The following is a 19914-nucleotide window of genomic DNA, read 5'->3' as shown; positions in this document are numbered from 1 at the left end:
GTGCAGCATGCGGAAATACCAGGCCTGGCTTGGCCTCGCGTTGTGGCTGGCAATGTGCTGCTGCGGCGCAGCCAGGGCGGAAACATGCCCCCAGTGGCGCCCGGAACGGCTGAGGTTGGAAATGACGGCACTGGAACAGCAACTGACGCGCTGGGATGTTGCCTATTACCAGCAGGGACAGGGGCTGATTGACGATGAACTCTACGATAGCCTGCGGCAGAAGCTGCGTTTTTGGCAATCTTGTGCGGGGAGCGACGGCGATGATGCATTACCGGCTTTACCGGTGGGGAAAACGCCGCATCCCGTTGCCCATACCGGGTTGCGCAAGCTGGCGGATCGACAGGCTGTGGCGCAATGGATGCGCGGCCGCGACGCGCTTTGGGTGCAGCCGAAAGTGGACGGGGTGGCGGTAACGCTGGTGTACCAACGGGGCATGCTGATTGGCGCAATTAGCCGTGGCGATGGCAAGCAGGGCGAAGACTGGCTAGAAAAAGTAAAGGCCATCCCCGCGGTACCATTTTGGTTGCCACGTGCGCCGGAAAGGCTGGTGTTGCAGGGGGAACTGTTTCTGATGATGACCGATCATCAGCAAAGCGTCACCGGTGGGGTGAATGCGCGTTCACAGGTGGCCGGCGCGCTGTTACGCCAACGGCCGTCGCCGTTATTAGCGCAGATTGGGCTGTTTGTCTGGGGATGGCCGGATGGGCCGGCAACCATGGCAGAGCGGCTGCGACAACTCGCTGCGCTCGGGTTCCCGCTGGCGCAGGCTTATACGCAGTCGGTCAATGATGTCGACGGCGTTGAATATTGGCGCACTTACTGGCATCAAAACCCGCTGCCTTTCGTCACCGATGGCGTGGTCATTCATCAAGACAGCCCGCCGCAAGGGCGTTACTGGCGCAATAAGCCGGCGGAATGGGCAGCAGCCTGGAAGTATCCGGCCGCGCAGCAGGTGGCGCGAGTAAACAAGGTTATTTTCCGCATTGGCCGTACCGGCAAGATTGCGGTGGTTTTGGCGCTGGACCCGATACGTCTGGATGACAAGTGGGTTCGCCGGGTTAACGTGGGTTCGCTGCCGTTGTGGCAACAGTTGAGCGTACTGCCCGGCGATCATGTTGCCATTAACCTGCAAGGCCATGGTATTCCACATCTGCGCGAGGTGGTGTGGCGCGCCGTTGAACGACAAGCGGTTACAGTACCCGATGCCAAGCGCTACCATGCCTTGAGCTGTTTCGAATTGCAGCCAGGCTGTCGACAGCAGTTCATTGCGCGCCTGGTCTGGCTGAGTGGCCCCCGGGGGCTAAACCTGCGCGGTGTGAACGAAGCGAGTTGGCAAGCGCTGATTGAACAATCGCTGGTGAAGAATCTGGCGGACTGGTTAACCTTAACGCCGCAGCAGCTAATGGCGGTTCCGGGCATCGGCCAGAAACGCGCGCAAGTCATCTATCAGCAATTCAGGCTGGCACGGCAACGGCCTTTTGCGCGCTGGCTGATCGCGCTGGGTGCACCCTTGACGCCGTCACAGAGCCTTGGCGTTGAGAATTGGGCGCAGGCGCTGCAACAGACGACGCAAGCATGGCAGCAAAATGCCGGGATTGGGGCAAAACGAGCCAATAACATCAAGGCGTTCTTCCAGCATCCGTCGGTCAGGCTGCTGGTCGACGCGCTGGCCGACCAGCAGATTGGTGGTTTTTCTTCCCAGCCTCAGTGATCGTGATGCTGGTAATTGAATACCGGCAGACCCAGACGAAAACGCAGTGCGAGCAAACGGGCGCTTAAACCGGCGACCAGCGTGATGATGACCACCACATTGTGTGGCAGGTTCAGGTGAAGCAGACCGATGTACAGCCAGGCGGCGGCAAAGGCGATGCCTGCATAAATTTCCTTTTGGAATACCAAAGGGATTCGATTGCAAAACATATCACGCAGTACGCCGCCGAACACGCCGGTGATCACTGCGGCGATGGCGGCAATGATCGGTCCGTGGCCCATATCCAGGGCTACTTGCGCGCCAATGATAGAAAACACTATCAGCCCGACGGCATCCAGCACCAGGAACAGGCGGCGCAAATGACGCATCAACGGGGCAAGCCAGGTGGTAACGATCGCAGCGATGGCGACAATCACAATATATTCAGGATGTTTTACCCAGCTCAGTGGATAATGACCAAGCAGCATGTCACGTACTGAACCGCCGCCGATAGCGGTGGCAGAGGCGATAAAGATTACGCCAAACATGTCCATTTGACGGCGGCCAGCGGCAAGAGCGCCGGTCATGGCTTCGGCGGTGATACCAATGATATAAAGAATGCTCAGTAACATGAGGGCTTCGCTGAGGACAATAATAAGAGTCGTAATGTGAAGAGTAACGAGCACGCCCTTATGTCGCCACTGAGTTTTTCTAACCGATTAAGTTTCGGATTAGTTTATTTTATTTATGTTGCTTCATATTGCCCCGTTAGGGTGCTATTTGGCGTGTGCATTCATATTAGCGCATAAGGAAATATGATGGTAAGAACCTTTACCTGGCTGACCACCCTCGGTGCAGCGTTATTACTCGTTGGCTGCGTTGCGTCCAGCCCCACGCCGCTATCTGCGCCTTCCTTGCAGACTGGCTGTGTCACGGGTGAACCGATGGTGCAAACCACGCTGTATTTTGGCCTCAACCGGCCGCATGGCCCGGCGCTTAGCGGGCAAGAGTGGCAGAGTTTTGTCGATCGGCAAGTGACCCCGCGCTTCAAACAGGGATTATCGGTTTTTGACGCGCGCGGCCAATGGTTAGGCAACGAGGGGCAACTGGTGCGCGAAAACAGCAAAGCATTGGTGTTGATTCATATGGCTGGCAAAGCAAGCGAGGCCGATATCGAGGCGCTGCGCGCGAATTATAAACAGCAATTCTCGCAGGATTCGGTTATGCGCGTTGATGCGCCGGTTTGTGTGGCATTTTGATCAAGCTTGGCCCGTGAATCGCTCACGGGCCACTTGTACGTTACAGCACCAGCCCGGCAATCGCGGCGGAAAGCAGGCTGACCAGCGTGGAGCCGTAAACCAGCTTCAGGCCAAAGCGGGAAACTACGTTGCCCTGCTGTTCATTCAGGCCTTTGATTGCGCCGGCGACGATGCCGATTGAGGCAAAGTTGGCAAATGACACTAAAAACACCGACAGAATACCCAAACCGCGCGGGCTCATTTCCGCCGCAATCTTTTTGAGTTCGATCATCGCAACAAACTCGTTGGCAACCAGCTTGGTTGCCATAATGCTGCCGGCTCGCAAGGCGTCATGCGCCGGGATGCCAATCAGCCATGCCAACGGGTAGAACACGTAGCCCAGAATTTGCTGGAAGCTGATGCCGAATATCGCCGCGAAAATGGCATTGACCGCGGCAATCAGGGCGATAAAGCCGATCAGCATGGCGGCAATAATCATCGCGATTTTGAACCCCGCCAGAATGTATTCCCCCAGCATTTCAAAGAAGCTTTGATCTTCATGTAGCTTGTTGAGCTTCAGTTCGGGCTCATCATCCAGTTGATAGGGATTGATAATCGACAGGATAATAAAGGTACTGAACATATTCAGTACCAGCGCGGCAACTACGTATTGCGCATCGATCATCGCCATATAGGCGCCGACGATCGACATCGACACCGTCGACATAGCCGTGGCGGCCATGGTGTACATCCGGCGCGGCGAGATATCACCAATAATGCCTTTATAGGCGATAAAGTTTTCCGACTGGCCAAGCACCAGGGTGCTGACCGCATTGAAGGACTCCAGCTTGCCCATACCGTTAACTTTTGATAACAGGGTACCGACCAGGCGGATAATCAACGGCAGAATACGGAAATGCTGCAGGATACCGATCAGCGCGGAAATAAAGATTATCGGGCACAACACGCCCAGGAAGATGAATGCCAACCCTTCCTTGCTCATACCACCAAACACGAATTCGGAACCTTGCGCAGCATAGGTCAGCAGCAGCTCGAAGAAACCGGCGATGGATTTAATCACGCTTAAACCGCTGGCGGAATGCAGGAAGAAATAGGCCAAAGCGCCTTCGATCGCTAACAATTGCAGAATATAACGTGGGCGAATTTTTCTGCGGTCATGGCTGACCAACAGCGCCAGGGCAATGATCACCACCAGAGCCAAAAGGAATTGCAAGATTTGCGACATACAGAGTCCGTACAACAAGCGGGCCAGAAAAACGACATTTAGCCACAGCTTGCGCTGCCTTTCATTACTCTGAGTGATAATTAGAACAAAATACTATCGTCAGGCCACAGGCCGCGCCGTTTGTCATCAGCGGTGCGAATTCTTTGGTTTTTCATAAATAACATCAGTCACCCCAGCCGGCGCTGTATCAGCCTGATGGGGCGTAACGACATCCCCGGCGCTGTTTTACTGCCCTGTTCTATACTTCGATAGTTTGCACGCGTCAGTTTTGCATCGCAGTCTTTAAGACCCGATTTCTGACGTCCTACTCACGACGTATTATCACAGGAGATCGCCATGGGGGGCATTTCAGGCAAGGTTGTAGTTATCACCGGTGCCAGCAGCGGGTTGGGAGAAGCAACTGCTCGCTATCTCGCTGCTCAGGGGGCGATACTGGTGTTGGCAGCTCGGCGTAAAGAGCGCCTTGACGCACTGGTGACCGAGTTCGTGGCCAACGGAGGTCAGGCGCTGGCGATCGAGGTTGATGTTGCCCGGCGTAGTGACGTTGAGGCGATGATCGCCGCCGCCGTAGCCGAGTTTAGTCGCGTCGACGTGGTGATCAATAATGCCGGACTGATGGCCATTGCACCGCTCAGCGCCGGCAAAGTCGATGAATGGGAGCGGATGATCGACATCAACATCAAAGGGGTGTTGTACGGTATCGCGGCAGCGCTGCCGGTATTCGAGCGACAAAACGGCGGTCATTTCATTAATATTTCTTCGGTGGCTGGCGTGAAGGTCTTCAGCCCTGGCGGTACGGTTTACAGCGGTACCAAATTTGCCGTGCGCGCCATTTCTGAAGGATTGCGCCATGAGGTGGGGGCACATATCCGTACTACGACAATTTGCCCGGGCGCGGTGGATTCCGAACTGAAGTTTGGTAGCTCGGATTCCGACAGTTCGCAGTTCGTACAGGAATTTTACCAGCAGGCGATCCCGGCGGATTCGGTTGCGCGTGCCGTGGCGTATGCGATCGAACAGCCTGCGGAAGTGGATATTAACGAGATTGTCTTGCGGCCCACCCAACAAGAGTTCTGACGGGGCGCCAACGGTCATAAAAAGCCCGCAGTGCGGGCATATGAACCGCGAGGCGGGTTACTCGATATTCTGGATCTGCTCGCGCATCTGTTCGATCAGCACTTTCAATTCAATCGCGGAGGTGGTGACCTCGGCATTGATTGATTTAGAAGCCAGGGTGTTCGATTCGCGGTTGAACTCCTGCATCATAAAGTCCAGTCGACGGCCGACGGCTTCTTTTTTCTTCAGGATGTTGTGCGTTTCTTTCACATGCGCGTCAAGGCGATCCAGCTCTTCGGCGACGTCAATACGCTGTGCCATCAGCACCAGTTCCTGCTCGAGGCGGGTGCTTTCCAACTGAACCTGCGCTTCTTCCAGCTTACTGACCAGGCGTTCGCGTTGCCATTGCAGAATATTGGGCATCTGGGCTCGCACTTTGCTCACTTCGCCGCTGACACCGTCCAGGCGTTGCTCGATCAGTGCCTTCAGCGCGGTGCCTTCGCTTTCGCGTGCGGCGATAAAGTCATCCAGCGCACCGTCCAGCGCCTGCATCAGTTGAGCGCTGATGGCGTCCAGATCCTGCTCCTGGGCGGACATTACGCCAGGCCAGCGCAGTACGTCGATGGGATTGATTTCCCCTTCGTCGCTCTGCATTTTTACCCAGTTGGCCGCTTCAACCAGCTGTTTGGCTAGCTTTTCGTTGAGCAGTAGCGAACTTTGCGCACTGGGATCCAGTTCAAAACGCAGGTTGCATTCCACTTTGCCGCGCGTCAGCCGGGCGCGAATACGTTCACGGACCACTGGCTCCAGGCTGCGAAATTGTTCCGGCAAGCGGATATAGGTTTCGAGATAGCGTTGGTTAACGGAACGCAGCTCCCAAGCTGCGCTGCCCCATTCACCCTTGATTTCACGCCGGGCGTAGGCGGTCATGCTGCGGATCATTTATGCGTACCCGTAGAGGAAAAGATGGATCGATTATAGCGTCGCGCCCGCAGGCAGGATAGGCATAACGTCACGAAGCCCGTATAATGCGCAGCCAATGATGAATTAAAGCGGAGAAAGCCCATGCGTCCTGCTGGCAGAGCACCACAACACGTTCGCCCCCTGACACTCACCCGTCACTACACGAAACACGCTGAAGGTTCAGTGCTGGTTGAGTTTGGCGATACCAAGGTTTTGTGCACCGCCACGGTTGAAGATGGCGTTCCGCGCTTTCTGAAAGGCCAGGGCCAGGGGTGGATCACCGCGGAATATGGCATGCTGCCACGTTCCACCCACAGCCGTAACGCGCGCGAGGCAGCCAAAGGCAAGCAGGGCGGGCGCACGTTGGAAATCCAGCGTCTGATCGCCCGTTCGCTGCGTGCGGCGGTCGATTTGAAAAAGCTCGGTGAGTTCACCATTACCCTCGACTGCGACGTATTGCAGGCGGATGGCGGCACGCGTACCGCATCGATCACCGGCGCCTGTGTTGCTTTGGCCGATGCGCTGAATGCGCTGGTAGCGGCCGGCAAGCTGAAAGCGAACCCGATGAAAGGCATGGTGGCAGCGGTGTCGGTGGGCATCGTGAACGGTGAGGCGCTGTGCGATCTGGAATATGTAGAAGATTCCGCCGCTGAAACCGACATGAACGTGGTGATGATGGAAGATGGCCGCATGATTGAGGTGCAGGGCACCGCCGAAGGCGAGCCGTTCAGCCATGACGAGCTGCTGGCGTTGCTGGCACTGGCCCGAGGGGGCATCGAAACCATCTTCCAGGCGCAGAAAGCGGCGTTGGCAGACTAATTTTCAAGGCGACCGAGAGGTCGCTTTTTTTACGCCCGCAGATCGGGCGCAGCATTAATCAAGACCAAACGAGGAGAAGCAGTAATGAAAGCCTATCAGCGCCAGTTTATCGAGTTTGCGCTCAACAAACAGGTATTGAAATTCGGTGAGTTCACGTTGAAATCCGGCCGTACCAGCCCGTATTTCTTTAACGCCGGCCTGTTCAATACCGGGCGCGATCTGGCGCTGTTGGGTCGCTTTTACGCCGAGGCGCTGGTGGACTCCGCGATTGACTTCGATCTGCTGTTTGGCCCGGCCTACAAGGGTATTCCGATTGCCACCACCACCGCGGTGGCGCTGGCTGAACACCATGAGCGTGATGTGCCTTACTGCTTCAACCGCAAAGAAGCCAAAACTCATGGTGAAGGTGGGTCGCTGGTGGGCAGCCCACTGCAAGGCCGGGTGATGCTGGTGGATGACGTGATAACCGCCGGTACCGCAATTCGCGAATCGATGGAAATCATCAGCGCCAGCGGTGCCAGTCTGTCCGGGGTGCTGATTTCTCTGGATCGCCAGGAGCGTGGTCGTGGCGACATTTCTGCCATTCAGGAAGTTGAGCGTGATTACCACTGCAAAGTGATTTCAATTGTTACGCTGAAGGATTTGATTGCCTATCTGGAAGAAAAACCGGAAATGGCCGATCACCTGGCGGCGGTGCGCGCCTATCGTGAGCAATACGGCGTTTGACTCAGCCGCTGACGAGATAAAAAACGCCGGGCATGCCCGGCGTTTTATTATTGCAATTGAGCCGCCAGCAGCGGCCAGCGTCCGTCGAACTCGTCCGTTGGGCGGTAGCGGAATTCGGAACGTACATAGCGCGACAGCATGCCTTCGCAAAATGCCAGCAGTTGGCTGGCCAGCAGCGTTTCGTCCACGATAAACCCTTTGCCTTCCCGCAGCTTGCGCTCTTTCAGCACCTGGCGCAGCTGCGCCTCGATACGTTCAAACAGCTGATTGATGCGGCCTTGCAGCCGATCCTGCTCAAACATCAGCGCATGGCCGGTCATGATGCGCGTCAACCCCGGATTGCGTTCGGCAAACCCGAGAACCAGCAGCAGAATCAGACGCAGGCGGCTGAAAGTTTCTTTCTCGTCCTGAAGAATCAGGTTGATGCGCGTAATCAGGCTATCTTCAATAAACTCGATCAGGCTGTCAAACATTCGTGTCTTGCTGGGAAAATGCCGGTAAAGCGCGGCCTCGGAAACACCGACGTTTGCTGCCAGCTTTGCCGTGGTGATGCGCTGACTGCCATCGCTGGATTCCAGCATCTGGGCTAACGCCTGCAATATCTCCTCGCGCCGATTCCTTTTGGTATTTTCTTTTTCTGCCATGTCTGATTAGACCCTTGCTAAAACGGCTTGGACTTTCGAAAACCCGGCACCGGCCGCGCCAGAGCAAACTCTGTGCGGCTTATGTGATAGCTTTTTTACGGTGTGGGGTCAGCGGCCCTTTTGGGCCGGTATTCTCCGCGTTGCCCGGCATGCGATGCCGCATTGTCGAGGACGTCTGTCGCAGAGAAAGCTTGCTCTCCGGATGCCAACGTTCCTGGCGACATTCTCTGCCGGATAACGTGCTAATGGGGGCCTAGTGGCGCCCGGAATGGCCGAAGCCGCCTTCGCCGCGCTCACTGTCGTCGAACGCTTCTACCAGGTTGAATTCGGCCTGAACGACCGGCACGAAAACCATCTGCGCGATGCGTTCGCCGGGTTCAATGGTGAACGATTTCTGCCCGCGGTTCCAAACGGAAACCATCAGTTGGCCCTGATAATCGGAGTCAATCAGACCCACCAGGTTACCCAGCACCACGCCGTGCTTATGGCCCAGACCGGAGCGTGGCAGGATCACCGCAGCCAGACTGGCGTCGGCGATGTGAATTGCCAGCCCGGTAGGCAACAGCGTGGTTTCACCCGCAGCCAATTCCACCGCACTGTCCAGGCAGGCGCGCAGATCTAGCCCGGCGGAGCCAGGCGTGGCGTAGGTCGGTAATGGGAAATCCTGACCGATACGCGGGTCGAGAATTTTAACGTCGATTTTTTTCATCATAACGGCTGACTATCTCGTCTATTAAACGTTGGCCAAGGAGTGCCTTATCGCTGAGCGCCAGGCGCTTTTCCCCATCCTGCCAAAAAAGATGCAATGCATTGGTATCACTGTTGAAACCGTGCCCTGCAAGCGATACATCGTTGGCGCAGATTAAATCCAGTTTCTTGCGCACCAGTTTTTGTCGCGCGTATTCTTCCACATTCTGGGTTTCGGCGGCAAACCCAACGACAAAAGGTCGATTTTTGTTCATTGCGCCAACGCCGGCGACAATGTCGGGGTTTTTTACCATCTTGAGGGTAATGTCATCACCCTGTTTTTTTATTTTTTCGTCGGCGATCTGGGCAGCGCGGTAATCCGCCACCGCAGCGCAGCCGATAAAAATATTTTGTGCTGCCGCACGTTGCTGTACGGCGAGCTCCATTTCCAGCGCGCTGGTGACGTCAATGCGCGTCACCCCCGGCGGCGTCGGTAGGCTGACCGGCCCGGCGATCAGCGTGACCTGCGCGCCACGCGCGGCGGCAGCGGCGGCAATGGCGAAGCCCATTTTGCCAGAGCTGTGATTGGTGATAAACCGGACCGGATCCAGCGCTTCACGCGTTGGACCGGCGGTTACCATAACCTTTAAATGTGTCAGGTCCTGCGGCGCAGAAAAATAGGCGTTCGCCAGATCGATAATATCCAGCGGATCCAGCATGCGTCCCGGACCGACGTCGCCGCAGGCCTGGTTGCCGCTGTCCGGCCCCCACAGCAGCATGCCGCGCGCCTGTAGCGTTTGCAGGTTTGCCTGGGTCGCGGCGGCGCGGTACATCTGCTGGTTCATGGCCGGTGCTGCGGCTATCGGTGCGGCGGTGGCCAGGCAAACGGTAGTCAGCAGATCGTTGGCCATACCGGCGGCAACGCGCGCCAGCAAATCGGCGGTAGCCGGCGCCAGAATCACCAGATCGGCCCATTTGCCCAGTTCGATATGGCCCATGGCGGCTTCCGCGGCGGGATCCAGCAGATCGTCCGACACCGGATAACCCGACACCGCCTGTAGCGTCAGTGGGGTAATAAATGCCTTGGCCGCATGCGTCATCACCACGCGCACTTCAGCGCCTCTGTCTCGCAGGCGGCGTACCAGTTCCGGACATTTATAGGCAGCGATGCCGCCGCTAATGCCCAGTACGATACGTTTGCCGGAAAGTCCCGTCATCATCATTGTCCGATTGAAAACCGAAGGATGAGCCATTTTAGCATAACCGCCGGACAGGTGAGCGCTTCTGCAGTGCGTGCAAAACGTTACATCTGGCTTTGCGCGTTGCCTCGCAAGGTTATCAAGCACTTGTCGTCACGCGATCGTTGGCGTGGCATGATTTGACGCTGTCAGGGAGGCCGATGATGAGCTGTGAGGATATGTCGTTATGGCCAGGAGAGCTGGCACCAAGGGAAAAGCTGTTGCGTGATGGCGCGGCGGCCTTGTCGGACGTCGAGCTACTGGCGATTTTTCTGCGAACCGGGTTGCCCGGCGTGCATGTGATGCAGCGGGCGGAGCAAATGCTACGCCAGTTTGGTTCACTGCACCAGTTGATTGCCGCGGATTATGCGCAGTTTTGCAGTCAGAAGGGGGTGGGCGACGCCACTTACAGTCAGCTGCAGGCCATTTCGGAGCTGGCTTTCCGCTGTTTTTCCTGTCAATTGGCGCAGGAAAACGCATTGCTAAACCCCAAGGTGACCCACCATTACCTGCAAAGTTTGCTGGCCCACCGCGAGCGGGAAGTATTTCTAGTGTTGTTTTTGGACAACCAGCATCGGGTCATTCGCCATCAAGAGATGTTTACTGGTACCATCAGCTGCGTCGTCGTCCACCCGAGGGAAATCGTACGCGAAGCGCTGAAGGCTAATGCGGCCGCAATCATTCTGGCGCATAATCATCCTTCGGGTAAGGCCGAACCCAGTCATGCCGACCGTCTGATTACTGAACAGGTGACGAATGCCTGTCAATTATTGGAGATCCGAGTGCTCGATCACTTGGTGATTGGCCGGGGTGAATGTGTCTCTTTCGCCGAGCGCGGATGGCTTTAGGCAAATTTTTCGCGATCCTTGAGGGATCTTTAGCTGTTCGGGACTTGAGCACTTACGCTTCAGAGCGTATACTACGCCACCTTTGAGAATCTTGGGTTTGGCGTTAAGAGCCTATCTCAGCAGGTTTCTGACCTGGTGTGCGGTTTCTGACCTGATGACGAGAGTCTCCTCAGTATGAAGTTTGCTGAGATGGGCTCTAAAGCCTGACGAGGCGGCCATACCCTATACGAAGCTCGAGCTGATTTGATTTTTGGAGAATAGACATGTCCCGAGTCTGCCAAGTTACTGGCAAGCGCCCGGTGAGCGGTAACAACCGTTCCCACGCAATGAACGCGACCAAACGCCGTTTTCTGCCAAACCTGCACTCACACCGTTTTTGGGTTGAGGCTGAGAAGCGCTTTGTAACTCTGCGTGTATCTGCTAAAGGTATGCGTGTTATTGATAAGAAGGGTATTGAGACGGTCTTGGCCGATCTGCGTGCCCGTGGTGAGAAGTATTAAGGAACTGCATCATGGCTAAAGGTGTTCGCGAGAAGATCAAGCTGGTTTCTTCTGCTGGTACTGGTCACTTCTATACCACCACGAAGAACAAGCGTACTAAGCCGGAAAAATTGGAACTGAAGAAATTCGATCCAGTTGTCCGTCAACACGTGATCTACAAAGAAGCTAAAATTAAGTAATCGTTAATTTAGCGGATTAATTGAAACCCGGCTTCGGCCGGGTTTTTTGTTTTATAAGAAAGAGTTAAGTCTGAGGGAGAGCACGTCATGCCTGAATTGCCAGAAGTTGAAACCAGCCGTCGTGGTATCGAGCCTTATCTTGTTGGCCACAGTATTCAGTACGCCGTGGTGCGCAATGCGCGTTTGCGCTGGCCTGTCTCAGAACAAATTCTGGCATTAAGCGACCGGCCGGTGCGCAGCGTACAGCGTCGTGCCAAATACCTGCTGATTGAGCTGGACCACGGCTGGATAATCGTACATCTCGGCATGTCCGGCAGCCTGCGTATGCTGGCGCAAGAGAGTGAAGCGGGCAAACATGACCACGTTGACTTGGTGATGAGCAACGGCATGATCCTGCGCTACACCGATCCGCGCCGTTTCGGTGCCTGGCTATGGTGTGACGACCTGGCAGCCAGCAACGTGTTGGCGCACCTGGGGCCGGAACCGTTGAGCGAAGCGTTTAACGGCCAGTATCTATTTGATAAATCACGCAGCAAGCGCACACTGATTAAACCCTGGCTGATGGATAACAAACTGGTGGTGGGCGTCGGCAACATTTATGCCAGCGAATCGCTGTTCACCGCCGGGATCTTGCCCGACCGCCAGGCGGGATCGTTGAGCCAACCCGAAGCCGAACTGCTGGCGGAAACCATCAAGGCGGTATTACTGCGCTCGATCGAGCAAGGTGGCACCACGTTGCGGGATTTCCTGCAATCAGACGGCAAACCGGGATATTTCGCGCAGGAATTGCAGGTGTATGGGCGAGCGGGGGAACCTTGCCGCGTCTGCGGCACGCCGATTGAAAGCGCCAAGCACGGGCAGCGCAGCACTTTCTTTTGCCGCCGCTGCCAGCATTGATCACTGGGCCGACAGCTTTGCCATCAGGGCCTGGGTGACGACGTCCGGCAGGAACGGCGAAATGTCGCCGCCATGGCGTGCTACTTCTTTTACCAGCGACGAAGAGATAAATGACCACTCTTCCGACGGCATCAGAAACACGCTCTCCAACTGGGGCATCAGGTGGCGGTTCATGTTGGCCAACTGCAATTCATACTCAAAGTCCGAAACCGCCCGCAGGCCGCGCACCAGAATATTGGCGTTCTGATGGGCGGCGAAATGGGCCATCAGTTCGCTAAAGCCCAGCACTTCGACATTGTCCAGATGCGAGGTGACCTGCGACGCCAGCGCTACGCGCTCATCCAGGGTAAACAGCGGCTTTTTGCTTGGGCTGGCGGCAATGGCCAGGATCACGCGATCGAACATCAGCGACGCGCGGGTGACCAAATCCAGATGGCCGTTGGTCATCGGATCGAAGGTACCGGGATAGATGGCTTTACTGGTCATATTCACTTCTCAGCGTCGTTATGGCCCAACGCCCAGAGGGCGGCGTATTTATTGAAGGTATATTGCGCGTTAACCACCGCCAACAGCAACCCCTGTTTGCCGTCGAGGAAGCCGGCGCGCAGCAGCCAGGTCTTGCAGAAGGCGCCCAGCGTATGGCTGAGAATCGACGTATAGCCACAGCGTTTGCCGGCCGCATGGCGTTGGTTGGCCCATTCCTGCGCGTAATGCAGCTGCTTGCGCTGGAAGGCAAAAAAGTCACGGCAGGTCAGGTGCAGCAGATCGCCGCTTAACGGCACTACGCGGGCATTGCCGATGGCCAGCGACTCATGCACCAGGTGATCGTTATAGCGGTAGCGTTCACGGGCGTACAGACGATTGACGCGATCTGGATACCAGCCGCTGTGGCGCATAAAGCGGCCGAGAAAAAGATTACGGCGGCCCACGCTGTAAACCACGTTGTCGTCAGCGGCGCTCAGCGTCTGTTCAATTGACTGACGCAATTGCGGGGTTACGCGCTCGTCGGCATCGATCATAAAAACGTAATCGCAGCTGGCGTAGCGCTGGGCGAGTTGGCGCTGTTTGCCAAAGCCTTGCCAGTCGCTGTTCTCCAGCACTTTGGCGCCCAGACCTTCGGCGATGGCGCGGCTTGCGTCCTGACTACCGCCGTCAAGCACGATGATTTCATCGGCCCACTGCACCGATTGCAGGCAATCCGGCAGCAGATCGGCTTCGTTTTTCGCAATCATGACGACCGACAGACTTTTGCGGTTGCTCATTAGTGACTCCGAGGCGGCAGATAGGGCTCCAGCAGTTGCAGCAGGCGCTGGAGCGCACCCTGATTTTGATACAGCACTTCCACGGCGTGGCGGCCATAGTAGCGGCGGTAGTCTTCATCGGTCAGCAGCGTTGTCACTTCTTTGACCAGCGACTCGACGTCGGTGACGGTAATCAGTCCTTCAGACTGTGACAGCTTGGCGCAGATATCCTTGAAGTTGAAGGTATGTGGCCCCATCAGTACCGGAATGGCATGCGCCGCCGCTTCCAGCGGATTATGGCCGCCGCGCTCCACCAGGCTGCCACCGACGAAGGCCAGATCGGCAATACCGTACAGCAGCATCAGTTCGCCCATGGTGTCGCCGATAACCACCTGCGTGCTTCCTGAAGGGATCTCGCCACTGCTGCGGGTGATGTAACTGAAGCCGGCTTTTTGCGTCAGCTCTTTGGCGGTGGGGAAGCGTTCCGGATGGCGGGGCACCAAAATCAATAGCAGTTCGGGGTGCGCAGCCAGCAGCTTGCGGTGCGCAGCCAGCAGAATGGCTTCTTCGCCTTCATGGGTGCTGGTGGCGATCCACACCGGGCGACGCGGCGCCCATTGTCGCCGCAGGGTGACGGCTCGCGCTGCCAGTTCCGGCGTGACGGAAATATCAAACTTCAGGCTGCCGGTAACCGTCAGTTGCGAGCGCTTGAGACCCAGTTCAATAAAGCGCTCGCCATCCTCCTGATTTTGCGCGGCAATCAGCGTAATGCGTCGCAGCATGTCACGCATGAAGCCGCCAATTTTCTTGTAGCCGGCCGCAGAACGGGCGGAAAGGCGCGCGTTGGCGATCACCAGCGGGATTTGGCGCTGGTGCAGCGCATTGATCATGTTTGGCCACAGTTCGGTTTCCATGATGATCACCAGTTTGGGATTCACCTGATCGAGGAAACGACGCATTGAGCCGGGCAGATCGTAGGGCAGATAAACGTGATGGACGTCTTTGCCGAAAGCCGACTGAACGCGCTCTGAACCAGTCGGCGTCATAGTGGTCACAGTAATCGGCAAATAGGGGTAGCGGTGGCGCAGTGCGCGTACCAGCGGGATGGCGGCGAGTGTCTCACCGACAGAAACGGAATGCAGCATGATGCCGCCCGGCACCACTTTGCCGGCGCAGAAGCCATAGCGCTCTGCCCAGCGTTTTCGGTAGGCTGGAGCTTTGCGGCTACGCAACAATAAACGGAGCCAGATCAGGGGTTGGATGAGGTAGAGTAGTACCTGATATAAACGCAGCAACATTCTATCAATTTCATTTATATGGGTTATTCGGAATAGTACCATAACTGGAAGGGAAAGGCGCTAATTTGGTAACCTTGGGTGGCAGTTTCAGACAACAGGCGAGCGTTTTCGTCGATAGGCTTGGTATGAAAAATATTTTAATTATTCGCCGCGACAACATTGGCGATCTGGTTTGTACGACCCCGTTGATTGAAGCGGTAAAAATTGCCTATCCCGAGGCCAAACTCTACCTGTTAATCAATAAAATCAGTCAGGACGTCGTTAAGAATAATCCCCATATCGAACGGGTTTTTGTTTATAAAAAAGCAAAGCACAAGGCGAAAAATGAAACCACGCTGGGGGTTTATCTTCAACGCCTGATGATTTTTCTTAAACTGCGTAAAATTAACTTTGATGCGGCGATCCTCGCCAACCCGGTGCCCTGTAAATACAGTTTGCGGCTGGCGAAAATGGCGGGGGTCAAACATATTATCGGTGCCGATCTGGGCACGCCGGACATAACCCGCCCGTTTAAACATGAGGATTTTTCCGGCAAACATCAGGTGGAGCATACCTTCAGCTATCTGTCGGCCATTACTGATAAGCCGATCGCCATTCCGCCGGTGCGGGTGTATTTGACCGCAGAGGAGCGGCAGTTGGCGCAACAACGACGGCAGCGGCTGCTGCCGGACGCCACACGTATTTACGCGGTGCATATCAGCAGTCGCATTGCCAACCGCCGCTGGCCGCTGGAGCGTTATGCCGAGATCGTGCGCCGCTTGACCGCCGATACCGATAATGCAGTGCTGATTTTCTGGTCGCCGCAGGGCACGCTGGCGCCGGACGATATCGGCGATCAAAAGCGTGCGGAGCAGTTGCTGGCTCAATGCCATAGCGAACGCGTTGCCCTGTATCCGACTGCCTCGGTGCGCGAGTTGCTCGCAGCATTCGATTTATGCCATTTGGTGTTGTGCAGCGACGGCGGGCAAATGCATTTGGCGGCGGCGTTGAATAAAACCCAGGTGGTATTCTTTGGCGATACTGATAAAACGTCCTGGCATCCCTGGTCAGGGCAATATGAAATATTGCAAACCGAATCCGGTGATTGTATTGACGTGCCGGTGGAGGACGTCTGGCAACGGATACAGGCGCTCGGTTAATTATTATGGGCAGGGACTGGACTAATCCCTGCCGAGATTATTTTTTCAGTGCCAGATATTGCTCGCAAATAGGCTGTAGACCGTAGCGCATCAGCCGCTGGCGATTTATTTCTGGCGGCTGGCGATATATCAGCGCCATTTTCTCCGCCAGCGAGTTTTCATTCAGTTCCGCCAATGCCTCGGCCATATCGGCATTTTCCAAAATCTCCGTCGGTCCACCCGGACAGCGGGTACTGACCACCGGCGTGCCGCACAGCAGCGCCTCCACCAACACGTTGCCGAACCCTTCACTGTCTGAACTGAGCACCAGTTGAGCTGCATGCTTGATAAACGGGTACGGATTTTCCTGGAAGCCGAGCAGCAGGACGCGCTGTTCTATGCCCAACTGGCGTGCTAGCTGTCTGACGGCGTCGAGTTCGCTCTCTTTACCCGCTCCAATCAATGCCAGAGGCGCATCAATGCCGGATAGCGCATAGGCTTTCAGCAGTCGATCGTGGCGCTTATGTGGGTGGAAGCGTCCGACATGCAGCAGATAGTTCTGGCCGGCCAGCTCGCACGGCTGCGAGGCCAACTGTTCAATGGCGGCGATATCAAACGGGTTGTTGATCACCGCCAGCTGTTTGGCGCGAATGGGCAGGTTTTGTTGCAGATCGTCGCCCACCGCGCGTGAAACGGCCACGATATTGCGCTGATGGTAAACCTTGGCAATCTTCCGCTGCTTCAGCCAGCGGTCCAGCCCGGTGCGATGACCGAGATAGGAGGTAGACAGCATGCCGTGAATGCAGAACCAGAGCCGATCGCCGCCGAGCAGCTTGCTGCGGCTGACGATACGATCGGTTTTGTGCAGATTGGAAAATACCAAATCGTACGCGCCATGCTGCCGTTCGTTGGCCGTAACGGCCTGATCCAGCTGCGCGGCACGGCGTGAAAGCTCGGTCAGCTTGCGCCACGGCGTGCGGCTGCGATCTGCCACCACCTGATAATGAATGCCTGTGGGGATCGGGTAGTTACATACGTCGCGCAAGGAGATCAGACTGACCTCATGGCCCAGTTGCTGCATGCCCTGGCACAGGGTCAGTACTACCTTTTCTGCTCCGCCGCCGGGCAGCCCATCGATAATCATCAGGATACGCATAGGTTAATCCAGTAGTCGGTTATACAACGAAACCAGTTGTTCGGAGAGCCGCGCCGGCGTTGCCGACATAATGCCCAGCCTTGCCGCTTCGCCCATCGATGAGCCGATGGCCTGACGTGGTAACGCGCGAATGGCCTCGGTAATTGCCGTGACGTCCAGCGCGTCGGTGACGTAGCCATTTTGCCCTGGCGTAATAAACTCGCTACCGCCGCAGGTGGTGCTGGTAATCACCGGTAGCCCGCAGGACATTGCTTCCAGGATCACGTTGGGGAAGGGGTCGTACAGCGTCGGCAGTAACAGCGCGTCGGCACTCTGGTAGAACGACAGCGTCTGCTTTTGTACCCCCATGAAACGCACCCGTTCACCGCAGCCTAACGATTGCGCCAGTGCGCGGTAGCGCTTTTCTGCCTTGTCCTTGCCAACCACCAGCAAATAGCTGTCGGTGGCGGCGACGGCGCGGATCGCCGCCGCCAGGCCTTTGCGCTCAAAACCGGAACCGACAAAAATCAGACAGTGCGCCTGTTGCGGGATCTGGTACTGCTGACGCAGCTGCTGTCTGAGCTGCTGGTTGGCCGGCAGGAACTTCTGATTATCGATCGCATTGTAAATAACGGTGATTTTATCCGCCGGCACGCCGAAGTCGGCAATGATTTCCTGTTTGATCATTTCTGCGTTACAAATGACCGCCTTCAGCTCCGGCGCAGCATACATCGCACGTTCGGCGCACATCACATAGCGGTGATAACGATTGGAAAACAGCCACTTGCGACGCCATTCCGGCAACAGACGCGCACGCTGCAACAGCCAGCGCCGGTGTACCCCGTCACCGGCACGATAAATATCGCAACCGGCAATCCGCTCATGGCTCTGCACCAGATCGAACCGCTCTTTCTGCCATAGCGCGCGTGCCGCTTCGGCGAAACCGCGTTCACGACTGATACGACCGAACTTCATTGGGTTACATAAATGAATATGCCAGTTTGGGTTGGCGTCACCCTGCCATTCACGGGTGATCACGTTCAGTTCGAGGTCCTGTTGTTCCAGAGCCTCCAGCGCCCGGGAAACAAAACGCTCGGCTCCGCCGTCCGGTCGGTATTTTTGGCGTACAATCGCCAAACGCAATGCTTTCATGAAAGCTGACTCCGCGCGGCTGCAATCACCGCGTCTGTAGGAATAAGGTCAAGGTAGCGCTCATCGGTGCCGGTATTGATGTCATCCGGATCGGGCAGAGTGCCATAATCGCCGGCCCAGATGACGTTGCCGATGGCCTGCCATGGGCGCCAAAACACCAGCTTTGACGGGCCAAACAGCGCGACGCACGGCGTTTGCAGCGCCGCCGCCATATGCATGGGCACCGAATCTACGCCGATAAACAGTTTGGCATGATCGATAAGCGCGGCCAGTTGTCGCAGCGTCAGTTGCCCGGCCAGTGACACCACGCCCTGCGGTGGGCACTGGGCTACAATACGCTCGACCATCTGGCGCTCTTTGGCGTCCGGACCGGAGGTAATTACGATGGTGTGGCCATCGGCGTGCAGCGCGCTGATGGTGGCGGCCATTTTTTCCTCACTCCAGCATTTAAAAAACCAGCGTGAGGTAGGTTGCACCACGATGTAGTTGCCACTGATGCCGTGTTGCTGCAATAACGTTGCGCATGTCTGCCAGTCTGGTGCCGCATAGCTCATGGTGACCTGGCTGTTGGTGGTTTTCAGGCCCAGTGGTTGCAGCAGCGACAGGTTCTGCTCGACGGTGTGAAGGTTGGCGTGGTCGTCGACCGGCACCAGGTGAGTATGGCAATGACGCCACAGCGCCCCGCGCCGCTTGGGGAAATCAAAACCCAGGCGAATCGCTGCGCCGGTGAGGCGGGTAACCAGCGCGCTGCGCCACTGATCGGCCAGGTTGACCACCAGATCGTACTGTCGGGCCTGCAGTTGACGGATCAGGCGCCATTCATGCGCCAGGTGGGCTCTGGTGCCCTGTTTCTTCCACTGACGATCGATGATGAACACCTGCGTCAGCGCCGGGTTGTCGGCCAGCATGTCCTGGGTTTCTTTATACAGCAGCACATCAATCTGCGCCTCGGGGTAATTGGCTTTCAGCGTGTTGATAACCGGTGTCGTCAGCAGCATGTCACCGTGGTGGCGCAGCTTGACGATCAAAATACGCTGTGGAGGAGTGGCAGGGATCTGTGCTGGCGCGTCGTTCATCATCATTCGCTATATGGGAAACCAATGGATGATTCTAAATGACACTACCCCATGTGGCTACTGTTGCCGGTTTTTCTTGCCGTGAAGCAAAAAACAGCGGCCTGCGCGCGACAAATGCACCTCAACGTTGTCCAAACCTCGCAGCGAAGTCGTTTGCCCTGGA

The 19914-nt window shown here is 56.4% G+C and carries 22 protein-coding genes; 10 read left to right on the top strand and 12 right to left on the bottom strand.

Annotated elements, in window-relative coordinates:
• The first annotated feature begins 7 nt into the window (after positions 1-7).
• Positions 8-1711, top strand: a complete 1704-nt coding sequence (gene ligB / locus NYE85_RS04430; protein ID WP_259003224.1) for an NAD-dependent DNA ligase LigB — start codon at positions 8-10, stop codon at positions 1709-1711.
• Here the strand turns inward: ligB and NYE85_RS04425 are convergent.
• Positions 1705-2322 carry a trimeric intracellular cation channel family protein gene (locus NYE85_RS04425; protein WP_259003223.1) on the bottom strand — a complete coding sequence of 206 codons (618 nt, stop codon included), beginning with the start codon at positions 2320-2322 and terminating at the stop codon, positions 1705-1707. The two genes, ligB and NYE85_RS04425, sit on opposite strands and share 7 nt — an antisense overlap.
• A 183-nt stretch (positions 2323-2505) precedes the next feature.
• Here NYE85_RS04425 and NYE85_RS04420 point away from each other — a divergent pair, with 183 nt between their 5' ends.
• On the top strand, positions 2506-2949 hold the full coding sequence (locus NYE85_RS04420; protein ID WP_259003222.1) for a DUF3574 domain-containing protein: 444 nt from the start codon (positions 2506-2508) through the stop codon (positions 2947-2949).
• A gap of 40 nt (positions 2950-2989) precedes the next feature.
• Here NYE85_RS04420 and NYE85_RS04415 read toward each other — a convergent pair whose 3' ends face one another.
• Positions 2990-4174, bottom strand: a complete 1185-nt coding sequence (locus tag NYE85_RS04415; RefSeq protein WP_259003221.1) for a NupC/NupG family nucleoside CNT transporter — start codon at positions 4172-4174, stop codon at positions 2990-2992.
• Between the two features lie 336 nt (positions 4175-4510).
• Between NYE85_RS04415 and NYE85_RS04410 the strand changes: the two genes are divergently transcribed.
• A complete protein-coding gene (locus NYE85_RS04410) occupies positions 4511-5251 on the top strand; it encodes an SDR family oxidoreductase (RefSeq protein WP_259003220.1) in 741 nt (246 codons plus the stop codon).
• A gap of 57 nt (positions 5252-5308) precedes the next feature.
• On the opposite strand, the gene NYE85_RS04405 is transcribed toward NYE85_RS04410, so the two are convergent.
• Positions 5309-6172 carry a YicC/YloC family endoribonuclease gene (locus NYE85_RS04405; protein WP_259003219.1) on the bottom strand — a complete coding sequence of 288 codons (864 nt, stop codon included), beginning with the start codon at positions 6170-6172 and terminating at the stop codon, positions 5309-5311.
• 123 nt (positions 6173-6295) lie between these two features.
• Here NYE85_RS04405 and rph point away from each other — a divergent pair, with 123 nt between their 5' ends.
• The gene (rph, locus tag NYE85_RS04400) at positions 6296-7012 is read left to right on the top strand and encodes a ribonuclease PH (protein WP_039991437.1); all 717 of its coding nucleotides are present in this window, start codon (positions 6296-6298) and stop codon (positions 7010-7012) included.
• 84 nt (positions 7013-7096) lie between these two features.
• Entirely contained in the window at positions 7097-7738 is a 642-nt protein-coding gene (pyrE, locus tag NYE85_RS04395; protein ID WP_259003218.1) for an orotate phosphoribosyltransferase, read from the top strand.
• A 47-nt stretch (positions 7739-7785) separates the two neighbouring features.
• On the opposite strand, the gene slmA is transcribed toward pyrE, so the two are convergent.
• The 3 genes from slmA to coaBC all read right to left on the bottom strand — a co-directional run bounded on the left by slmA (position 7786) and on the right by coaBC (position 10289).
• Positions 7786-8382 carry a nucleoid occlusion factor SlmA gene (slmA, locus tag NYE85_RS04390; RefSeq protein WP_259003217.1) on the bottom strand — a complete coding sequence of 199 codons (597 nt, stop codon included), beginning with the start codon at positions 8380-8382 and terminating at the stop codon, positions 7786-7788.
• Positions 8383-8635: 253 nt separating this feature from the next.
• Positions 8636-9094 carry a dUTP diphosphatase gene (gene dut, locus NYE85_RS04385; protein ID WP_004956733.1) on the bottom strand — a complete coding sequence of 153 codons (459 nt, stop codon included), beginning with the start codon at positions 9092-9094 and terminating at the stop codon, positions 8636-8638.
• A complete protein-coding gene (gene coaBC / locus NYE85_RS04380; protein ID WP_259003216.1) occupies positions 9072-10289 on the bottom strand; it encodes a bifunctional phosphopantothenoylcysteine decarboxylase/phosphopantothenate--cysteine ligase CoaBC in 1218 nt (405 codons plus the stop codon). Before coaBC ends, dut begins: the two co-directional genes overlap by 23 nt.
• 197 nt (positions 10290-10486) lie before the next feature.
• Here coaBC and radC point away from each other — a divergent pair, with 197 nt between their 5' ends.
• The 4 genes from radC (at position 10487) to mutM (ending at position 12731) form a co-directional block, all read left to right on the top strand.
• The gene (gene radC, locus NYE85_RS04375) at positions 10487-11155 is read left to right on the top strand and encodes a DNA repair protein RadC (protein ID WP_259003215.1); all 669 of its coding nucleotides are present in this window, start codon (positions 10487-10489) and stop codon (positions 11153-11155) included.
• A 263-nt stretch (positions 11156-11418) separates the two neighbouring features.
• Positions 11419-11655: a 50S ribosomal protein L28 gene (gene rpmB, locus NYE85_RS04370; protein WP_004931195.1), complete on the top strand. Its 237-nt coding sequence runs from the start codon at positions 11419-11421 to the stop codon at positions 11653-11655.
• Between the two features lie 11 nt (positions 11656-11666).
• Positions 11667-11834, top strand: a complete 168-nt coding sequence (gene rpmG, locus NYE85_RS04365; protein WP_004392084.1) for a 50S ribosomal protein L33 — start codon at positions 11667-11669, stop codon at positions 11832-11834.
• 87 nt (positions 11835-11921) lie between these two features.
• Positions 11922-12731: a bifunctional DNA-formamidopyrimidine glycosylase/DNA-(apurinic or apyrimidinic site) lyase gene (gene mutM, locus NYE85_RS04360; protein ID WP_259003191.1), complete on the top strand. Its 810-nt coding sequence runs from the start codon at positions 11922-11924 to the stop codon at positions 12729-12731.
• Here mutM and coaD read toward each other — a convergent pair whose 3' ends face one another.
• Genes coaD through waaA form a run of 3 tightly spaced genes read right to left on the bottom strand, consistent with a single transcriptional unit; the run spans position 12732 to position 15270 of the window.
• Positions 12732-13217, bottom strand: a complete 486-nt coding sequence (coaD, locus tag NYE85_RS04355; protein ID WP_259003190.1) for a pantetheine-phosphate adenylyltransferase — start codon at positions 13215-13217, stop codon at positions 12732-12734. It abuts the gene before it with no gap.
• Between the two features lie 2 nt (positions 13218-13219).
• Positions 13220-13993, bottom strand: coding sequence for a glycosyltransferase family 2 protein (locus NYE85_RS04350; protein ID WP_259003188.1), 774 nt, complete (start codon positions 13991-13993; stop codon positions 13220-13222).
• On the bottom strand, positions 13993-15270 hold the full coding sequence (gene waaA, locus NYE85_RS04345) for a lipid IV(A) 3-deoxy-D-manno-octulosonic acid transferase (protein ID WP_259003186.1): 1278 nt from the start codon (positions 15268-15270) through the stop codon (positions 13993-13995). The genes NYE85_RS04350 and waaA overlap by 1 nt, the downstream gene beginning before the upstream one ends.
• Positions 15271-15395: 125 nt before the next feature.
• Here waaA and NYE85_RS04340 point away from each other — a divergent pair, with 125 nt between their 5' ends.
• The gene (locus NYE85_RS04340) at positions 15396-16409 is read left to right on the top strand and encodes a glycosyltransferase family 9 protein (protein WP_259003184.1); all 1014 of its coding nucleotides are present in this window, start codon (positions 15396-15398) and stop codon (positions 16407-16409) included.
• A 37-nt stretch (positions 16410-16446) separates the two neighbouring features.
• Here NYE85_RS04340 and NYE85_RS04335 read toward each other — a convergent pair whose 3' ends face one another.
• From NYE85_RS04335 to rfaQ, 3 genes are read right to left on the bottom strand one after another with little or no spacing between them, the layout of a single operon-like run.
• Entirely contained in the window at positions 16447-17544 is a 1098-nt protein-coding gene (locus NYE85_RS04335) for a glycosyltransferase (protein ID WP_259003182.1), read from the bottom strand.
• A 3-nt stretch (positions 17545-17547) separates the two neighbouring features.
• Positions 17548-18675, bottom strand: a complete 1128-nt coding sequence (locus NYE85_RS04330) for a glycosyltransferase family 4 protein (RefSeq protein ID WP_259003181.1) — start codon at positions 18673-18675, stop codon at positions 17548-17550.
• Positions 18672-19754, bottom strand: a complete 1083-nt coding sequence (gene rfaQ / locus NYE85_RS04325; RefSeq protein ID WP_259003272.1) for a putative lipopolysaccharide heptosyltransferase III — start codon at positions 19752-19754, stop codon at positions 18672-18674. Before rfaQ ends, NYE85_RS04330 begins: the two co-directional genes overlap by 4 nt.
• Positions 19755-19914: the final 160 nt, after the last annotated feature.

The sequence above is a fragment of the Serratia sp. AKBS12 genome, assembly GCF_024793895.1.
In the GTDB taxonomy this organism is placed as follows: domain Bacteria; phylum Pseudomonadota; class Gammaproteobacteria; order Enterobacterales; family Enterobacteriaceae; genus Serratia_F.
The sequence above is the reverse complement of the archived record's forward strand: the minus strand, read 5'-3'. Positions and strand labels throughout refer to the sequence as shown.

Coding starts and splice junctions, on each gene's coding strand:
- ligB (WP_259003224.1), top strand. CDS start 8: ATGCGGAAATACCAGGCCTGGCTTGGCCTCGCGTTGTGGCTGGCAATG.
- NYE85_RS04425 (WP_259003223.1), bottom strand. CDS start 2,322: ATGTTACTGAGCATTCTTTATATCATTGGTATCACCGCCGAAGCCATG.
- NYE85_RS04420 (WP_259003222.1), top strand. CDS start 2,506: ATGATGGTAAGAACCTTTACCTGGCTGACCACCCTCGGTGCAGCGTTA.
- NYE85_RS04415 (WP_259003221.1), bottom strand. CDS start 4,174: ATGTCGCAAATCTTGCAATTCCTTTTGGCTCTGGTGGTGATCATTGCC.
- NYE85_RS04410 (WP_259003220.1), top strand. CDS start 4,511: ATGGGGGGCATTTCAGGCAAGGTTGTAGTTATCACCGGTGCCAGCAGC.
- NYE85_RS04405 (WP_259003219.1), bottom strand. CDS start 6,172: ATGATCCGCAGCATGACCGCCTACGCCCGGCGTGAAATCAAGGGTGAA.
- rph (WP_039991437.1), top strand. CDS start 6,296: ATGCGTCCTGCTGGCAGAGCACCACAACACGTTCGCCCCCTGACACTC.
- pyrE (WP_259003218.1), top strand. CDS start 7,097: ATGAAAGCCTATCAGCGCCAGTTTATCGAGTTTGCGCTCAACAAACAG.
- slmA (WP_259003217.1), bottom strand. CDS start 8,382: ATGGCAGAAAAAGAAAATACCAAAAGGAATCGGCGCGAGGAGATATTG.
- dut (WP_004956733.1), bottom strand. CDS start 9,094: ATGATGAAAAAAATCGACGTTAAAATTCTCGACCCGCGTATCGGTCAG.
- coaBC (WP_259003216.1), bottom strand. CDS start 10,289: ATGATGACGGGACTTTCCGGCAAACGTATCGTACTGGGCATTAGCGGC.
- radC (WP_259003215.1), top strand. CDS start 10,487: ATGTCGTTATGGCCAGGAGAGCTGGCACCAAGGGAAAAGCTGTTGCGT.
- rpmB (WP_004931195.1), top strand. CDS start 11,419: ATGTCCCGAGTCTGCCAAGTTACTGGCAAGCGCCCGGTGAGCGGTAAC.
- rpmG (WP_004392084.1), top strand. CDS start 11,667: ATGGCTAAAGGTGTTCGCGAGAAGATCAAGCTGGTTTCTTCTGCTGGT.
- mutM (WP_259003191.1), top strand. CDS start 11,922: ATGCCTGAATTGCCAGAAGTTGAAACCAGCCGTCGTGGTATCGAGCCT.
- coaD (WP_259003190.1), bottom strand. CDS start 13,217: ATGACCAGTAAAGCCATCTATCCCGGTACCTTCGATCCGATGACCAAC.
- NYE85_RS04350 (WP_259003188.1), bottom strand. CDS start 13,993: ATGAGCAACCGCAAAAGTCTGTCGGTCGTCATGATTGCGAAAAACGAA.
- waaA (WP_259003186.1), bottom strand. CDS start 15,270: ATGTTGCTGCGTTTATATCAGGTACTACTCTACCTCATCCAACCCCTG.
- NYE85_RS04340 (WP_259003184.1), top strand. CDS start 15,396: ATGAAAAATATTTTAATTATTCGCCGCGACAACATTGGCGATCTGGTT.
- NYE85_RS04335 (WP_259003182.1), bottom strand. CDS start 17,544: ATGCGTATCCTGATGATTATCGATGGGCTGCCCGGCGGCGGAGCAGAA.
- NYE85_RS04330 (WP_259003181.1), bottom strand. CDS start 18,675: ATGAAAGCATTGCGTTTGGCGATTGTACGCCAAAAATACCGACCGGAC.
- rfaQ (WP_259003272.1), bottom strand. CDS start 19,754: ATGATGAACGACGCGCCAGCACAGATCCCTGCCACTCCTCCACAGCGT.